12 protein-coding genes and 1 pseudogene are annotated in these 16,320 nt (G+C 58.1%); 6 read left to right on the top strand and 7 right to left on the bottom strand.

Annotation, left to right across the window (positions count from 1 at the left end; all coding sequences use genetic code 11):
* Nucleotides 1–1,088 (top strand): hypothetical protein (locus BGIM_RS0147515; protein ID WP_029632235.1); only part of this gene is annotated, 1,088 nt, incomplete at its 5' end.
* 3,449 nt (nucleotides 1,089–4,537) lie between these two features.
* Nucleotides 4,538–4,867, top strand: a complete 330-nt coding sequence (locus tag BGIM_RS68615; protein ID WP_084760711.1) for a transposase family protein — start codon at nucleotides 4,538–4,540, stop codon at nucleotides 4,865–4,867.
* Here the strand turns inward: BGIM_RS68615 and BGIM_RS65460 are convergent.
* Nucleotides 4,796–5,026, bottom strand: coding sequence for a hypothetical protein (locus BGIM_RS65460; protein ID WP_162136368.1), 231 nt, complete (start codon nucleotides 5,024–5,026; stop codon nucleotides 4,796–4,798). The genes BGIM_RS68615 and BGIM_RS65460 overlap by 72 nt on opposite strands.
* Before the next feature lie 4 nt (nucleotides 5,027–5,030).
* On the opposite strand from BGIM_RS65460, the pseudogene BGIM_RS0147485 reads away from it, so the two are divergent.
* Nucleotides 5,031–5,615, top strand: a pseudogene (locus tag BGIM_RS0147485) (ISL3 family transposase).
* A 287-nt stretch (nucleotides 5,616–5,902) separates the two neighbouring features.
* Here BGIM_RS0147485 and BGIM_RS0147480 read toward each other — a convergent pair.
* A complete protein-coding gene (locus tag BGIM_RS0147480; RefSeq protein WP_020476586.1) occupies nucleotides 5,903–8,842 on the bottom strand; it encodes a hypothetical protein in 2,940 nt (979 codons plus the stop codon).
* Nucleotides 8,843–9,194: 352 nt separating this feature from the next.
* Nucleotides 9,195–9,491 carry a DUF1580 domain-containing protein gene (locus BGIM_RS56575; protein WP_020476585.1) on the bottom strand — a complete coding sequence of 99 codons (297 nt, stop codon included), beginning with the start codon at nucleotides 9,489–9,491 and terminating at the stop codon, nucleotides 9,195–9,197.
* A gap of 289 nt (nucleotides 9,492–9,780) precedes the next feature.
* On the opposite strand from BGIM_RS56575, the gene BGIM_RS0147470 reads away from it, so the two are divergent.
* Entirely contained in the window at nucleotides 9,781–10,722 is a 942-nt protein-coding gene (locus BGIM_RS0147470) for an IS630 family transposase (RefSeq protein WP_020476584.1), read from the top strand.
* 437 nt (nucleotides 10,723–11,159) lie between these two features.
* On the opposite strand, the gene BGIM_RS0147465 is transcribed toward BGIM_RS0147470, so the two are convergent.
* From BGIM_RS0147465 to BGIM_RS59680, 4 genes are all read right to left on the bottom strand, one after another.
* Complete coding sequence (locus tag BGIM_RS0147465) at nucleotides 11,160–12,371, bottom strand: hypothetical protein (RefSeq protein ID WP_157370017.1); 1,212 nt, start codon at nucleotides 12,369–12,371, stop codon at nucleotides 11,160–11,162.
* Nucleotides 12,372–12,621: 250 nt separating this feature from the next.
* A complete protein-coding gene (locus tag BGIM_RS59690) occupies nucleotides 12,622–13,152 on the bottom strand; it encodes a site-specific integrase (protein ID WP_157370016.1) in 531 nt (176 codons plus the stop codon).
* A 47-nt stretch (nucleotides 13,153–13,199) separates the two neighbouring features.
* Nucleotides 13,200–13,535: a hypothetical protein gene (locus tag BGIM_RS59685; RefSeq protein ID WP_020476581.1), complete on the bottom strand. Its 336-nt coding sequence runs from the start codon at nucleotides 13,533–13,535 to the stop codon at nucleotides 13,200–13,202.
* Nucleotides 13,532–13,888 carry a hypothetical protein gene (locus BGIM_RS59680; protein WP_020476580.1) on the bottom strand — a complete coding sequence of 119 codons (357 nt, stop codon included), beginning with the start codon at nucleotides 13,886–13,888 and terminating at the stop codon, nucleotides 13,532–13,534. The genes BGIM_RS59685 and BGIM_RS59680 overlap by 4 nt, the downstream gene beginning before the upstream one ends.
* 940 nt (nucleotides 13,889–14,828) lie before the next feature.
* Here BGIM_RS59680 and BGIM_RS0147445 point away from each other — a divergent pair.
* A complete protein-coding gene (locus tag BGIM_RS0147445; protein WP_020476579.1) occupies nucleotides 14,829–15,404 on the top strand; it encodes an ECF-type sigma factor in 576 nt (191 codons plus the stop codon).
* Nucleotides 15,405–15,485: 81 nt separating this feature from the next.
* Nucleotides 15,486–16,320, top strand: an 835-nt coding sequence (locus tag BGIM_RS66340) for a serine/threonine-protein kinase (protein WP_193789107.1), incomplete at its 3' end; no start/stop codon positions are given.

Genomic DNA, 16,320 nt, shown 5'->3' with positions numbered 1-16,320 from the left:
CCCGGGCCTGGCCGAAAGCCATGCTGGTGATGACCGCAGCCTCGCCGGCCGGGGCCTGGACGCTGGGAGGCCGGTTGCGAGCATACGAGGACAAGCTCCGGATCCTCGACGACAATCATCCCTGGAATGAGACCGCCCGGGTGATCGTCGCCGACCACGCGAGGCTGGGTGAGGAGGCCCTCGTCCTGGACCGTCGCGACTTCTGGTTCGCCCTCCGTCCGGAAAAGTTGTTTGCCTCTCCGGGACCGACGATCCAGCGGGGATTTCCACAGACCGGGACATGCCGTCTGTTCGGGTTGCTCCCCCTCGATTTTTCGCCGAGTCCCTTTCAGAAATGCTTGCTGGCGTCCGTGTGCGGCCGGGACGAGATCATCGTGCGGCAGCACGGCCACGACCCCCGGCCGGCGGACGTCGTGTTCCTGCCGGTCTCCGAGGATCCGTTGCCGGGAAAGAATCTCCCGGACGAGAACCTCCGGCGGGAGGGTATTTGGCATCACCCGGTCCGAAACCACCTGATCCGCCGGCTGGCGGATCTGTTCCAGACGGGCGACATCAAGACAATTCGGAGGGAGTTTCCGCCAATGTCAGCGATGGTCGGGGCCCGGCTCTCGGGCCAGGTTGCCATTCGCGTCGGGTGTCTCGACCACGCCGAGGCGATCCTCGCCCTCCGGCCGGAACTGCCCTTGATCGGCGACCGGTCGTCGGGAGAGCAGGCCGCTCATCATCCAAGGGTCTCAACAGCCTTGAAACGGGAGGCTTCCGGCTCCCGGGTGCATCTGGCGGTCGGGGAGTCGAAATTCGCAGGACCTCCCTCATCCGTTCTGATCAACGCCAGCCTGGCGGCGCCGCCCGAAGCGCCGGAGACAGAGTCTGGATTTGGCTGTCCGGACGGCCGGTTGCTGGTGATTGATTTCCTGGACGAACACCACACTCGGTTAAGGCAATGGTCCGGAGACCGCATGCATGCCTGCGACGACGCGGGATGGAAGGTGGCCGGCGGAGCGGTCCCGTCGCCTTGGGAACGGTTTCAAGCCGACCGCCTCCTCGCGCACCCCGAATCACCGACACAGACGTCGGGGCCGGTCTGAGCAACGAATCACCGCACAGGCAGTCGCAGTGGCCCATACGACCCGAAGCGAGCAGAGCGCCAGCCAAGGCGACACCGCATCCGACACAAACCACGGAACGAAACAAAACCGTCCCATCGCGTTCCCGGGGGCGGTCGATGGATGAACTGGGTTCGCTTCGTTGCTGACCGGTCGTCGGGAATGGTCTGGCCGTCGGCTGAGCGGGGACTGTAGCATCACACGGTCTGGCTGTTCAGGCGGTCAAAGGATTCGGGCATTCGACCCGACAGTTCATCACTCACAGACAAGCCTGATTCGGTTACGGTCATGTCGGGCCAATCCAAATGAATATCACGCAGCTCAGCCAGACTGCTGCGTGTGTCATTCGGCTTCATCCGTCAGGCTTGTGAGATTTTGATCCATTTCCGAAGGGTTCACGATCATTGACACGCTCGTCACAAAAGACCCCGCCATTTCCGTTGGCTCTCCGGGCCTTGCTCATCGACGCCATGCTTTCACCCTTGTGGTGATTCCCCTCAAGATCAAACACTATTCTCCACCGGTAAACCCAGGAATCACTGACAGGATGATCATGTGGGATCCCTGACACCTGGACGTTCAAACTCATCGCGTGCAACACCTTCTCTTTGCCAGCCGATAGTTTGGACATTGGTCCGTCGGATGCCCCCTCAATCTTGATCCGACTCTTGAAAATTCGACTTGTCCCTCCTTTACGAACAGGCCCAACAACCACAGGGACAAATCTTCCTTCTATCAGCCAGATCAGAACGCATTGTGTCATGCCCCGTGATGAGACTTGTGTTGAGTAAGCGCTTACTTAACCGATGAAGGGGTCGATCCAAAACATGTCTTGGCTTGAATAAGCGCTTACTCAGCAGGGAAAGGGATCGACTCCAAAATGGTCATTGGTTGAATAAGCGCTTACTCAGCAGGGGGAGGGTGTCGATCCGGCCGCCAAGGGTTGGCCGGAGTGCCGGTCGGAGGCACCTTATGGCTCTGCCAAAGCCACCGCCTCCCGACGTGTCAGGCCCGCATCCGCTCAACGGAGAAAACAGCTGACATGTCTCTCACTTGAATGATTTAGAACTTTGACAGTTTGGGCACTCGACACCTGTCTTGAGAGGAACATTCCGAACCTCCCTGCGGTCTGTCGCCTGCCAGCTGCCAACCCGTGTTGAATACCTTCACATTCGTCACGGGAACCGATGCCACCGGAGCTATCCGTTCCAACCATGACGTTGCAGCAAGGGAAATCGTCACGGTCACCCGCCATCACGGCAGGAGGTCAACAATAGGAACCCTCCACCGAACCGGTTTGCAGCGATTGGGCCGTCTGACAAGCCAAACAAATGCACCCACACAATTTTCATGGCGGAAATATTCATTCAGACATTCAACGACAAACTGAACAGATGCCTTCTCGTGGCCCGCCGGACACAGCCGGGAGAACACACCGCCGGCTCCGAGTTTCGCCAGCTGGCTGTTCATCCGCGAGGCTGAACAACCTTCGTCGGCGATCACCACCGGATCATCCCGCTGGCAATGTGCGTCGCCAAACGGCCAGGCAAACCAAGATCGCCCAAGCTGTCGCCCGATGAGTCGCCCATCAACCAGGCATTGGGTAGACGAGATTCTCCAAAAGAGGTCAGCCCGGCACAGCATCGATCCGCTCCTCACGCGGAGCAACAAACCATATGGCAACACCAATCGAGAGAATCTGTCGGCTGACTAATCAAACCGTATGGCCTCACAACCTTCATCGAATGAACACCGCCACGACCATTTGCCGTGGCCCTGAATGCCAGGCATCCAAGCCGCATGTGTCATCGCCTTTGGATCACTCAGGAGGATGGCACACAATCGGAACAGATTTCGTCAGGCACCTTAAGATTGCAAATAACCGCCCCTGAAGAGGCGAAGGCCTCCTGCCGGGAACACCATCGGTGATTCATCGAGAGTTCCCGCTTGAACGGCATGAGGACAATGAACCCTTACTCAACCTTGATCCGACCTGATGACACAAACAAAATCCGCAAGGCAATAAGCGCTTACTCAACTTTAGTCTGTCCGGATGCGCCTCGCATGACTCGCAAGGCAATAAGCGCTTACTCAACTTTAGTCTGGCCGACAGGATCTCTCGGGAAAAGCTCCTGTCGACCCCATCTCCCCGAACACATGACAAAGACAATGGACATGACATGCGAAGCAACCATCATCCACGACTGACGAAACCGCCAACTGATCAGAAACACGATTATCACGAGTCAGAACACAAGAAGGGCCAAGGCACACCAGTCACCGATCCTCCCAATCGATTCCCCCGGACATGATCAGAACCCAAGATGACCAATTCAACATTCTCGTGGGGCACCACACACGCCGAGGTTCAGGCATGAAGTACGACAGCTTCATTCGAGAGGGTCGGTGGATAAGTGGATAAGCAACGACTGGAGATGATTCACAAAAAATAGAACGCCACGCCACGGATTCAACCAGCAGTCGCCGCAGGCATCAATTCCATGTGACGTGCCATGGCAACACACCGGATCAAGGTGATTCGATCCGAGAAGTCTGTGCGGTTGGTTTGAGTGACATCCGAGGCTTCCGGACGAGCCTTGGTCAGACTGGCGGCCTGATCAATAGACCGAAACGAGCCAGGGCAGACACGATCGACCAACACAAACGATCAATGGCTGTCATGCTCCGTCCGGGAACACCGCAGGCTGTCGAAATGTAGCGACGTCATTACGTTCCCCCAAGAATGCGCATTTTGGCGTCGGTAACATTGCTGTCAGAATGTTCTTGCGGATGGGATGACTCTGGTTCGGACAACGTAACCCGTCGTGGATCACAACTCGTCTTCCCCCCACAACACTCGACCGCAAAAACCAATCAGACAGCGTTTCGACGAATCCGGCGCCTGATGATGTTCAACGGCTGATGAACCATAATGATCAAGCCGGCTCAGTTTTCCAAGCCATTGCGAAGCCGGGAAGACAACAGGGGGTGGATGAGCGAACAACCTGGCAGGCGCCAGGAGCGGAAAGGCGACCGGCTTTCACCCAGGCAGACAAACTTCATATTGAATCGTGAGTGCGACAGTCTTGGACTTGAAGCAGATTTTTCAGTCTTCCGCACACGGGCAATAACTCGCATGAATTTCTCCCCACAACATGGATCGGCTGTCAACCATCAGTCGATGTGATATTCGACCTGTTTCGGATTCAGTCCGGCCATGTCAGACTGGCAGGACTTGCAGTTGCTTTTCCAGCATTCGCGACATTCGACATTGGGTTTGGAGCAAAGCGTGGTCGCTTTGCAGAAAAGAATTCCCCAGGCCAAAAGTGTTTTGTTTGGGTTCATCCGGGAAGAGCGTACTCAGGGGTTGACGCACAGGATGAGCATGCCGTTTCATGGAAAGGTAACCACACCATCTTCAGGAAGCCGGCATGTCCTCTCCGTTACCGTATCGCGCTTTGAGAATCAGTGACGGCGAGGTCGTTCTCACCGTCTCAGCCAATAGCGGCCTGACTTTGTGTCTGCGACAAGAGCCAGTCCGCGACCGCTGTTCGGCCTGCCAGTCGGCCAACGTCATCCACCACGGCGTTCAGGAACGCAACATCCGCGCTCTGCCGGTCAGCGGCAAGCCCGTTGACTTACTCCTGCCCGTCCCACTGCCTTGGCTACCGCGATTGCGGACTCGTCCGTCAGGCGGCCTTCCGGTTCGCCTGCCCTTTCGGCCGGCCGAAGCTGAAACGACTCAAACGTATCGCAATTGATGAAATCTCCATCGGCCACGGTCTCGTTGCCTGACCGTTGTCCTTGACCTGGCCACCGGGGTGGTTGTCTTCATCGGCCAGGGAAACGGGGCCGACGCCCTGAATCCCTTCTGGAAACGCCTCAAGGCTGCCCCGTGCGAAGATCAAGGCGGTCGCCACCGACATGTCCCCGGCGCACATCTACGCCGTCCGCGAGAACCACACCAACGCCATCCATGTCTTCGATCATTTCCACGTCGCCAAACTCTTCAACGAGAGAATGTCCGATATTAGACGCGAGTTGTAACGCGAGGCCGAGGATCCGCTCGGCAAGAAACTGCTCAAGGGCACGCGCTGGCAGATCCTCAAGAACCCCGAAAACCTGGACGAGACCAAGGGAGAACACACTTGGCTAGAGGAGGCTCTGCGGATCAACCAACCACTGGCGACGGCTTATTACATGAAGGAGAAGTACCGTCACTTCCGGGAGCAGGACAACCTGAAAGACGCCACCCGGTTTCTGAACGACTGGTGTCGGCGGGGCGAAGCGTCAAAGTTGTCGGTGTTGCAGAAGAAGGCGAGCACGCTTCAACAGCGCCGAACAGGCCTGCTGAACTATCATCGCTGCCCGATCTCGACCGGCCATCTCGAAGGGATTAACAACAAAATCAAAACCCTGCAACGAAAGGTCTACGGCCACCGAGACCTGGAATTCTTTTATCTGCGGATTTACTCCATCCATTGCATCAAGTACGCTCTTGTCGGATGACCCACAGAGAATATTGGTCCACCAATCTTTCTCACAGCACAATGACACGCTTGAAATCTTCGTTCGGACATGCAGGCGAGCCTAATCAAGGCGGGGGAACGTTGCGACGTCGCAACGTTCCCCCAAGAATGCGAGATTTGGCGTCGATGGCAAGGGGATTGGAATGATCTTGAAGGGATTCAGAAGTCGAGTTCGGAACTGTGCCGGCGGGCGGGCTTGGCCCGCGGCACAGATTCTCCCGCTCTCTCACCACATGACGAACTGAATTACCGACACCACATCTCTCATCACGGTTTGTCTTGGATGGTTCTCAGTTCTGCTCCCGTGACAATGAGGCCGGTCGTCCGCCAGTCGGGCGAAGCGGAAGCGTCGATTTTCTGGAACAATTCGCTTTTCAATTTCTCCTTCTGACGGGTGATCTCCGCGACATGTGTCTGTTTGATCATGTCGAATTCTTTATTGCCTCGGCCCAAGTTGAACTTCCGTGACAGGTCGGAGCGACCGCTCCGAATGAAATCGGCCAATTCTTCAAGGATAGAAGACAAGAGACGCGGCCTGTCAGAACCGACCGGCCGGCGCAAACCGAGCAATTCCAAGCCGGCATGGAATTCATTGCCGAACCGTTTCATCACGCGCCGGACACGCCGGGACTGTGCGGGCGTACGAAACACATACATCGATGGTTTGATCATTTTGTACGCATTGAGAGTGATCCGTTCGTTTGAGAGGGGCACCAAGACACGGGGAGGTTTTTCCCCCGCGCCGGGCAGCACCCTCAGCGCCTGGCGGGCGACGATCACGGCATCGTGCCATTTCATCAGGGATTTTGAAGGCGTGATCGGGGCGGGCCGCTTGTATTGATCTTTAAGGGCCGTCTGCAAAAGCCAGGGTTCGATCGCCTGCTTGGCTTCGTCACGGTAAGACCTGGCTTTGAAATCGACGCAATGCCAGCCTCCTTCATCATCGACAATCAACTTCATGTAGTTGTTGGACCCGTCGGAATACAATCCGTCAAACACCTTCGGTCCGTCTTTCCCGGCCCGCTTGTGCTCGAAACGAAAAATGGCGAGCAGTTCCCCCAAACCAGTCTCGTTTTGTCCGAAAAATCGCCGAATGCGTTTCTTGAGCCATTCGGTGAATTTTCCGTCATCAGTGGGGATGGCCCTCGGATTTAGGAAAACGCCCTTCTTCATACGACGAAGCGGGTACTCCGCGTCCAAGGCCAGACAATCCACCAAGGTTCCGGCGGGGATCTGGTTCCGGCAATAAGTGCATCCGTCGGTGATGACCTGGATGCCGTTGAGCGCCATTTGCATCAGAAATGCCTGGGCACGCGCGGTGGCTGTGATGACGTTTGCGGCGATCACATTGTTGGTGGGGAGAAAGGGAGAGGCAATCACTCCGTACATCATGTTTCCCATCGATTTCCACATGAGTTCCAGGACTGATCCCTTGTCATGGGCCGCCCTGGCCTCCGCCCGTCGACGGCCAAATTCGCGAGCCAGCTCCCCCAAGTCAAATGCCAGAGTCACATAGTCCGCATTGATGAAATCCCTGGTCGTCAAGGTTAGCGAGCCCATGTCTAATTGGGTCGCCCACGAGGCGTCTGGGCGCTCGTGGGCCGCCACAAGCGTGTCGAACTCCCCGGCGGTGGCGGCGACCATGGCCTTCGGGTACATCAACAAAGCGTCAACCCTGAGTTGTTCATACGATTCACGAATCTCTTTCGGGAGCGCCTGGATAACCTCCCAAGTGGCCCACGCGACGATTCCCCCTTCGATGACATCGGCATATAGCTCCGTTCGCCCCTCGTCGCCGGACGCCGGGGATGGCTTGGCACGTCGTCTCCGGTCCGCATTACTGGTCGTGATGGCGTCACGGGTCGATGGAATCAGGGCGTTTGGCGGCGCGTTCATCGGCCCGCTGACACGGATGATCCATGCGTCCCGGCCAGCGGCGTGTTTCCTCGCCAGGCACACCGCGTCGGCCAGTGTCGTCGGATGGCTGCCCGGTTCCCACAACAACGGACGACCGGCGTACAGCCGCATGGTGGAGACGATCGCGTTGTAACAACCGCTTAAATCGACATCACAAAGCCGGCCGGGCGACAGATGCAAGAGTTGATCGGCGGAACGGGAAAACAACAATCCGCCGTGGACCTGGCCGATCTGCGGGCCGAATCGCGAGCGGGCCTCGGTCGAAAGAAATTTCGCGGAGCCTTTTCCCAACAATTCCTTCAACTTGGCGGCGCTGACCCGGGGGGGCGGATCGCCGGCCGACGATTTTCTTGAGACACTCAGCCGGGTCGAGCCGGCTGCGGCGGACATCAATTGCCGCAAGATGATGTCGGCGACCCGGGCTCCGTTGGTCGAACGGAGCTGGACGGCGTGGTCGAGCCCAAGCTTGGAGTACATTTCCCGGTTGATGGTCGTCATCTCCTCGTGCAACAACAACGTCAGGACAGCGTCACGGCACGCGTATTCATAGGCAGGTTTCGTTTTCAACTCAAAGGTCCGGCGCATGGCGGCCTTGTCTTCCTTGGAAATTTCCCCCGACTTGCCTACTTTCAGGAAAGCTTGGGCGAGGTCGTCGAGATTTTGCATGTCAGAGGCCTGGCAGGTGTCGAAAGTCGTGACAGCCAGCGGCCAGCGATGGAACCGCGTGCATAGACACTCGACGACCGGAGCCTGGAAGTAATTGGCTCCCGAACCGGCCTGCTTGAATTTCATGATCTTGCCCGGGTGCAGACCCATGGCTGGCGGATTGCCACGGGAGCCAATGAGCTGGCTGTGGAAAAATTTCCGGCCGAACACCCGGAAAAAGTCGGCCGGCCAGTGGTGGGCGACCAATTGAAGACGAATGACATCCAGGGCTTTGGAATCTTGCTTTCGATCGTCGGGGACATGCGCGTCGGGCGTTGCGTAACGGAGCCCGACCAGATCGGCGAGAACACGGGCGGGAGAAAGGCGGGCGGTGAGCGGCTTCACCGGCCGGATCTTGATCTTCTTGCATGCGCCTCCCAATGAATCGCGAAGACCCTCCAGGCTGATCCCGTCAGCGGGAGGAGGCACGGAAGGGTCTCGGTAAACCTGCACGAAAATGCACCTTCGGTATCGGATGGCGAATTGAACGGTCAGAGTGAGCGGCCCCTCAAATTCCGTATCGCAGGCGATGGTGAGTTTGAAGCCAGCTCGTTTCACATGTTTGACAAACTGGTCCATGGTCATGATGTTGGTTCCGAAAAAGTCAGATAAAAGTCAGTGTCGCAAGGCCGGACATTTCGATGGAGGGTGTCACGCACGACCAATCGCGATCTGAAGACTCGTAACGACACGGTCGTTGCGGCAATCCCGTGCTTGGGTCTTCAACAGGGACTCGGCGATCTCGTGCTTTCAAGGCGGTGGCGTCGCGGTCCGGATGGCCGGGCCGCGACGCTGGCCGGAGATTCCGGGTCACAAGCCGGCCGGATGGTCCTGGCATGCGACCCTCGGAATCTCCCAAAATTCGGATTGATGACCGACTGCCCCGGATGGCACAAACTCATGCCATCCGGGGCAGTTGACTCGTCCCAGTTTTTTGTCAGATCCCTTCCTCGTCAAGACCGCGTTCGGCCTCGTAAAACGCCCGCGTCCGGCCGGCGGTCTCCACGGTTTCCACGGCGCCCCCCGTCGAAAGCCGGGTGATGAACCGGGCGATCGCGGCTTTGGTCGTGAATCGACGACCGCCGATCTTCATGGTCTCCAGTCGGATTCGCGGGCTTCCCACGCCGCGAAGCGCCCAGCGCACACAAGTTGAAATGTGCGGCGGCGGAATTGATTTGGGCAAATGCTTGCCCATCTCCGCGAGCGGGATATGCTCGTCACTGACCTCCAACATTTCTGCCTCCAAATGCGTAGGATTGCCTGCATTTCCGCAGGTGCGACTAACTTTACGCGAATGGATTTTCAGATTACAGTCGTTGACCACACGCCAAACAAAGTCAGTCGCACGCCAATCGAAAAAGACCGTTTCGATTGACATGACAGATCTTGGCTGGAGCAAGTGATTGAACTTGGAATGCGGCTGTCTTTGCCGTCAGAGAGGACCGTAAGGTAACCGAGTCGGTTTTAGAGCAGAGTTCGGCAGTGTGTAGCGAATGGTAGAATGGTTCAAGGAGAGAGGAACCATGCGAGCCTACAGCAGCGATCTGCGAGTTCGGATCTATGAAGCCCGTCAGTCGAGGGAAACCACGTCGGAGGCGGCCGAGCGGTTCGGCGTCAGCGCGGCCTTCGTGCGTCGACTGTGCCAGCGGTTCCGCGAGACCGGCTCGTTGGCCCCCCGGCCCTTTCGAAACGGTTCGGTTCGCAAACTGGCCGGCCACGAGGAGGAACTGCGTCAGGCCGTGCTCAAACACCCGGACGCCACTCCGGCCGAACATCGCGAACGTCTGAACCTGCCGGCCTCGCGTGACACGGTCTGGAGGACGATGCGGCGGCTGCGACTGACCCGGAAGAAGAAATCGGTCCGGGCCTCCGAACAGGACCGGCCCGACGTGGCGGAGGCGAGGCGGGAATGGCCGTCAAAACTGGCGGGCGTGTCTCCGGATGAGTTGGTGTTTCTGGACGAAACCGGGGCGACCACCACCATGCAACGAACCCACGGATATGGTCCGGCCGGGGAACGGGTGGTCGCCGACGCCCCGTTCAATCGGTGGCGGGGCGTGACCTTCGTCGGCGCGTTGACGAGCGGCGGCCTGACGGCTCCGTGGGCGTTCGAGGGGGCGATAAACGGGGAACTGTTCTCGGCGTATGTGGGGCAGGTGTTGGTCCCCTCGTTGCGGCCGGGGATGGTGGTGGTGATGGACAACCTTCCCGCCCACAAGGTCAGCGGGATCGAAACCGCCATCCGCTCGGCGGGTTGCCGGTTGGAATACTTGCCCCCGCACAGTCCGGACCTGAATCCCATCGAGAACGCCTTCTCCAAATTGAAACGGGGCTTGCGGGATTGGGCCGCCCGCACCACCAAAGGCATTTACAAAGCCCTGCGACAGATCATTCCCCGCTTCTCGCCGAACGAATGTCTGAACTACTTCCGGCACTGCGGCTATGCGCCCGCTACGACTGCGTGAACTCTGCTATAAATTCTGAGGATGGAAGTCTTAAAGTGATGTCGACATCAGTTCCACCGCCATCAAATGGCCTCAACCGTGGAATTTGACGGGCCAAGACTACTTGGCTGCCGCAGTCCGCATGTCCGGGCTGGTGGTATGAACGGCCTCATTAGGGCGAACGGAAACAATGACGGGCCGCCTTGGTTTTCAGTGGTTTTTCTTCATCATTTCCGATCGTTCTTATTAGATCATGATACCTTGTGAAACACTTCGTGAGTTCGGAAACAATGAGGCAAAATCTCTTATTTTTACGGGTTTTCGTCATTGTTTCCGAACGCTCTTAGATTCCACTTGCGGTCCGGCATTTCACCAACCGCCGTACTCGACGAGTGAAAAATGTCAGGCATTCTAACGGCGATTCGCGAATAACCCCGTCGACGCGTGCAATTCATCTATCATGGCTCGTCCGTGAGCTTCCAATGAATTGATGTGCCTTGGCTTGTGGTATTGACGAAAAATCTGATCCATTTGAGATTTGTGTTTAATTTGTACACGACATCGTTAATTTTGCGGAGCCGCAAGGCATCCTCGATGTCACCAATCCAATCATCGGGGGCCCTGACCGACGCCGGCCATTGTTGTTCTTGAAACAGGTTCAGTAGCCGGATCATATTTTTTCCTATGTGCCCGACTTTCTTGCATAAATTCTCGCCAAGTTTGAGTTCTCTGGTCAATTCATTCCAAAAAAGTTCGCCATCTGCCTGCCTCGGTTGCGACGCAGGTGTTTTCAATAGTTGTTGCAAGTTTGGCGTAGTCGACGGCAGCGGTGGAGCTTCAAATTCTTTCAACATTCGTCTCACGATTCCTTCGTATTCCGGCGAGCCACCGGCATCTTCCGACGCATTCTTCAAAAACCGCTGGTTGACGGTCAGTGACGGCAATTCTTTCTCCAACCATTTCACAAGATCGCGCAATTGATTTTCGGCCGTTTCGACGATGCACATCCGATCCAGCCACGGTGGAATTAATGACGCACAAGCCACTCGTCCCAAAATGTCCAGGCTTCGGAGCATGTCGTCCCACAAAAATTCAATGACATGGCCGCTTTGGGCCAGTTGACGGCATTTGGCGCTCGGGTCGAAGCTCACCCAGGTCGGGCCGGTGAATTCTTCAAGCAGACGTCCCATTAAAACCAGCATTCCCAATGGTCGGTTCAAGCCGATCACAAGGTCGTTGAACGCTGATTCAAAACTCTCCCAGCAACGAGGGCCAACCGGCGTGGCACACACAATTTCGTAATATTTGTTTTCGTCAAAATCGACCCAGTCCAAATCGGCGTCCCGTCGATGTAGATTGGCGTAGAGTCTCCTGGCTTCGCGACGTTCGTCAGAGTCCCACCGTGACCGGCAGGCATTTGTCATTTGATGAACAGTTTCAATGAACGCCAAAACAAGAGTCGGGCCAGGGGAACCGAACTGCTTGCCTAACCCCCGGCAATCCGCCTTCAAAAACGCCGCCTCCTCTTCAATTCTCTGCTCAATCCAGCCAAGGAGAGCATGCTCTCGGTCTTTATCGTTGTGGTTTGGATCCGGTGTGAAGATTAGATATCTGTCTTCGAGGCGATTTCGAAATGCGCCCGCATGCTTTCCCAAGGCATATGCGAACAACAACGGCCTCTGACCGTCTTCGATTGGGGGGCATGGGCTGGTATTATTGGAAGTTTGCTTTGGCGTATTCATTTTCGCGGGGCTCGCGGAGACGACGGTTTGTTGCTATTGTCCTCGGCGACTCCAAGTGGCTTCATGCCTCTTATGACGCCGGGCCATGCCATGGCGGAAGGCCGCCTCTTCTGACTGAAGGCAGGCGTTGATGCCATGTCCTCGGTCAGAGGTGCGTCGCGAACGGAGCTATTCTAAACTAACCTATCTTTGCCATCACGTCGCGTGCAAGGTCGTGATCCTGTTCCGCATACATTTGGGTGACTCCGATCTCCCGATGGCCCCCGCATACCCGGCTGGCCTCAAGGCCAAAGCATTTGCGGATCTCCGTCAGCCTCAGGTGGCGAAGTTGGTTGGGAGACCACTTGGGGATGCTGGCCTTCGCGCAGGCCCGGTTGATGGCCTGGCGGTAACTGGCCACCGAGTAATGCGGCTTGAGTGGTGAAATTCGCCGTCCTTTTGCGGTTCGAGCCGCCTGGCTCGGCGTCATCGGAGACTTGCGAGCCAGACGTCGCGAGGCATTCCGGAGGGACTCAGCGGTAGTCGGGGCAAAGAGATAAGAGGCGGGATTCCCCGCCAAGTAAGGCGCCAGAATCAATTGGCAGACAGGGCCGATGAATATCAAACGGTCTCGATCGGGAACGTCGTCTTCGTTGTGATGCTCAGTCTTGAATCGCGGCGGGCGGTATTCCCAGACATCCTTTGTCCTGTCGATGTCCGCGGCTCTCATCTGAACGACTTCCTGTGGCCGGGCGCCGCTGAGTCGCTGAACCCGGATCATGTCGGCCACCATGGACGGCACCAGCGGAAGGACAGCCGCGATGTGTTCCTCGGACACGGCTGGATGCGAGCCTTCTCCCGAGCCGCGGATTTGTCTCGTCGCAGGCCGGCCACACGGAGCAGGGCGTCGTGAACCGCCACCGGGACGAGTTCCTCCTCGACAGCCCAGGCGAACATCCGCCTCACCCGGGCGATCAGCTTGTTGATGCATCTTCGGGCCAGCCCGTTCTGGATCACCTTTCTTTCCTTGCGAATCTCACCCGTGACGGGATCGCGAACGTTGACGATCCGGGTGATGTCGTGGGTGATCATGGCCTCGCGGACGGCCTTCAATCGCTTCGGGCTGAATTCAACGGCGGGGTCCGGCCGTAGGCCCGTTTCACAAACCGGAGGGCCAGTTTGATGCTGGCCGCCTCGCCGGTCGGCTCGCCGTTCTTGACGTAGTAGCCTTTGGCGTGCCTCCAGTAGGCGGCGATCAGTTCGGTGACGGTCAGGGGACTGGCCGGGTCGATGTCGGGGACGGGATTTCTTTTCGCGGAAAGAAATTCCGCGACCAGCCGGTGATATTCCTCGTGGCTTTCGGGGCTCCCGAACTCGCCGAGGTAATGATCACGCCCGTTGATGGTGACAACGGCGCAATTCCTGGCTTTGTGAAAACGGTAGGAAGGAGTCTTGGGTGTCCGCATGGCGGCGTTCCTTTGGCCAAATCCAGTACGGTACTGGATTGATTTGGCTTTCGGACCGCGCCACCGACCACCGGTGGTTTAGCGTAAGTGCTATCGGCGAAAGGGTTAACGTACAATCGAGCTGACAGGATTTGAACCTGCGACCTCTTGGTCCCGAAGAAAGCAGTTACAGAAGGAAAAGGAGGCAAATCCCTGAAAAACAAGCGGAATCCACTTCCCACAGATTACAGAGACCACAAGGTTTGTGTCCAATTTTAGCGGCCTGGCTAGTGCCCATAATTTGGTTCCCCTCCACTTTGCACAGAATCGTTTCACCAGTATTCGGGGGTACAAGATCTTCAGAATGCGGCGGGTTTAGCCAAGCCATCTGCTCTCGCCTTAATTGGCTAACATCAGCGTCCAAGGGCGGGGGCGTTCCTCCGGCGGGCAGGACAATTACATGAATTTCTGGTAACAGTTCACGACCGTGTTAACTCAGGTGGCCTGAGTTTGCGCGGATGGTGCGGCCAGACGGGGACGGTCGGCCGGAATGAGCGGTATCCGTCGGCGGTCGGCGATCTACCCACAACCTGAACAGCCTGAAGACACCGGCCCAACCGGGTAAGAAATCACCTCTCGCCCGGCCAACGGGGCGAGGACGATGACCCGAGCCGCCAAGCGGTGGCAAATGTCGCCGGCGAGCGTCAGTCACCGCCGGTTAAAAACACTTCGGTCGGCGGCGGTTTGGAGATTCTCACTTCTCTGTCAATCGAAAAGACTGGTGAGACGTGGATAATTTTCCCCAGCATATTACAATTCTCACATACAAGGTGAACTTGGGCAAACTCCTGAGATGATGCTGTGCAGGTTCAACATTTTCCACTCGACCATTTCGCCGTCACAGTCAGTTGTCATTTCAGGCAGTCGGTGAATCTACTCGGCCGCTGTCGGAGACGACTTGGTGTCTGACGTCACTTTTGTCATTGAACAGAGCCGGCCAAGCGACGGGGGAACGCCGACGGAGCTGTTGCCGCTCGTCTATGACGAACTTCGCCGGCTGGCCTCGCAGAGGCTGTCGCACGAGGGGGCCGGGCAGACGCTTCAGCCAACGGCCCTGGTCCACGAGGCGTACCTCCGCCTGGTCGGCGACGCGGGGGAGACGAGGTGGGAAAACCGCGGCCATTTCTTTGCCGCCGCGGCCGAGGCAATGCGCCGCATCCTCGTCGAAAACGCCCGCCGGAAGATCTCGCTCAAGCGGGGCGGGGAATTGGTCCGCCGGAAGTTTGACGACGCCGAGTTACTCGCACCGGAACCTCGGGAGGACCTGATCGCCCTCGACGAGGCGTTGACGCAACTCGCCGCCACTGACGGACCCGCCGCCGAGTTGGTCAAGCTCCGGTATTTCGGCGGTCTTTCAATCCCCGAGGCCGCGGCGGCCTTGGACATCTCCCCCCGGACGGCGGACCGCCTCTGGGCTTATGCCCGCGCCTGGCTCCATCAACGGGTGGTCGGCGGCGCGAATTCCGCCAATTTGTGATTTTTATTGGCGTGATCGCCGCGCGGATTTCGCATTGGATTCGGTGCGGCGGTTCGGCCGCAGGTTCTCGGGACAACTTCTATGCGGGACCGCGCGGTCTTCCTCAACGCACTGGAACTGGAAGACCCGGCGGCGCGCGCCGCCTACCTCGACAACGCCTGCATCAACCAGGCGGACCGGCGGCGGGTGGAAGACCTTTTGTGGTCGCACACGACGGCCGGCGATTTTTTGAACGTTCCAGTCATGGAGCAGGTGGGCGCCGCGGAACGGGCCCTGTCATATCTCAAGCCGGACGAGGACCCCGAGAGTTTGGGCCGCCTCGACCATTATCAAGTCATTGGCGTCGTCGGCCGGGGCTCGACCGGCGTCGTCCTGAAAGTCCGGGACACCAAACTGCAACGGGACGTGGCCGTCAAGGCGCTCGTCCCGCGTCTCGCGGCCCGTCCGGAGTCCCGTGCCCGGTTCGTCAGGGAAGCCCAGGCGGCGGCCGCCATTCGGGACGTCAACGTCGTGGCGATCTACGCCGTCTCCGACGACGGCCCGGTGCCCTATTTGGTGATGGAGTTTATTGACGGCGTCACCCTGGAAGAACTGGTCGGGCGAGCCGGGCCGCTGGAGTTGAAGGAGATTCTCCGCATCGGGACTCAGACGGCCCTCGGGCTCGCGGCCGCGCACGCCCGGGGGCTGGTCCACCGGGACATCAAGCCGGCCAACATCCTGATTGAGACCAGCCCGCACGCCCGCGTCAAGCTCACCGACTTTGGCCTGGCCGGCGCGGCTGACGACGCCGGCGCCGCCCCGTCCGGGATGATCGCGGGAACGCCCATGTACATGGCCCCGGAACAGGCGACGGGCGACGTAATCGATCACCGGGCCGACCTGTTCAGCCTCGGCAGCGTGATCTACATGATGTGCT

Source organism: Zavarzinella formosa DSM 19928, from assembly GCF_000255705.1.
Classification (GTDB): Bacteria; Planctomycetota; Planctomycetia; order Gemmatales; family Gemmataceae; genus Zavarzinella; species Zavarzinella formosa.
Note: the sequence above shows the minus strand (reverse complement) of the source record. Positions and strands in the feature narration are given on the sequence as shown.

Bases quoted from the DNA above. Each gene is read 5' to 3' on its own strand.
- BGIM_RS68615 (WP_084760711.1), top strand. From the start codon at position 4,538: ATGTCCTCTCCGTTACCGTATCGCGCTTTGAGAATCAGTGACGGCGAG.
- BGIM_RS0147480 (WP_020476586.1), bottom strand. From the start codon at position 8,842: ATGACCATGGACCAGTTTGTCAAACATGTGAAACGAGCTGGCTTCAAA.
- BGIM_RS56575 (WP_020476585.1), bottom strand. From the start codon at position 9,491: ATGTTGGAGGTCAGTGACGAGCATATCCCGCTCGCGGAGATGGGCAAG.
- BGIM_RS0147470 (WP_020476584.1), top strand. From the start codon at position 9,781: ATGCGAGCCTACAGCAGCGATCTGCGAGTTCGGATCTATGAAGCCCGT.
- BGIM_RS59690 (WP_157370016.1), bottom strand. From the start codon at position 13,152: ATGAGAGCCGCGGACATCGACAGGACAAAGGATGTCTGGGAATACCGC.
- BGIM_RS59680 (WP_020476580.1), bottom strand. From the start codon at position 13,888: ATGCGGACACCCAAGACTCCTTCCTACCGTTTTCACAAAGCCAGGAAT.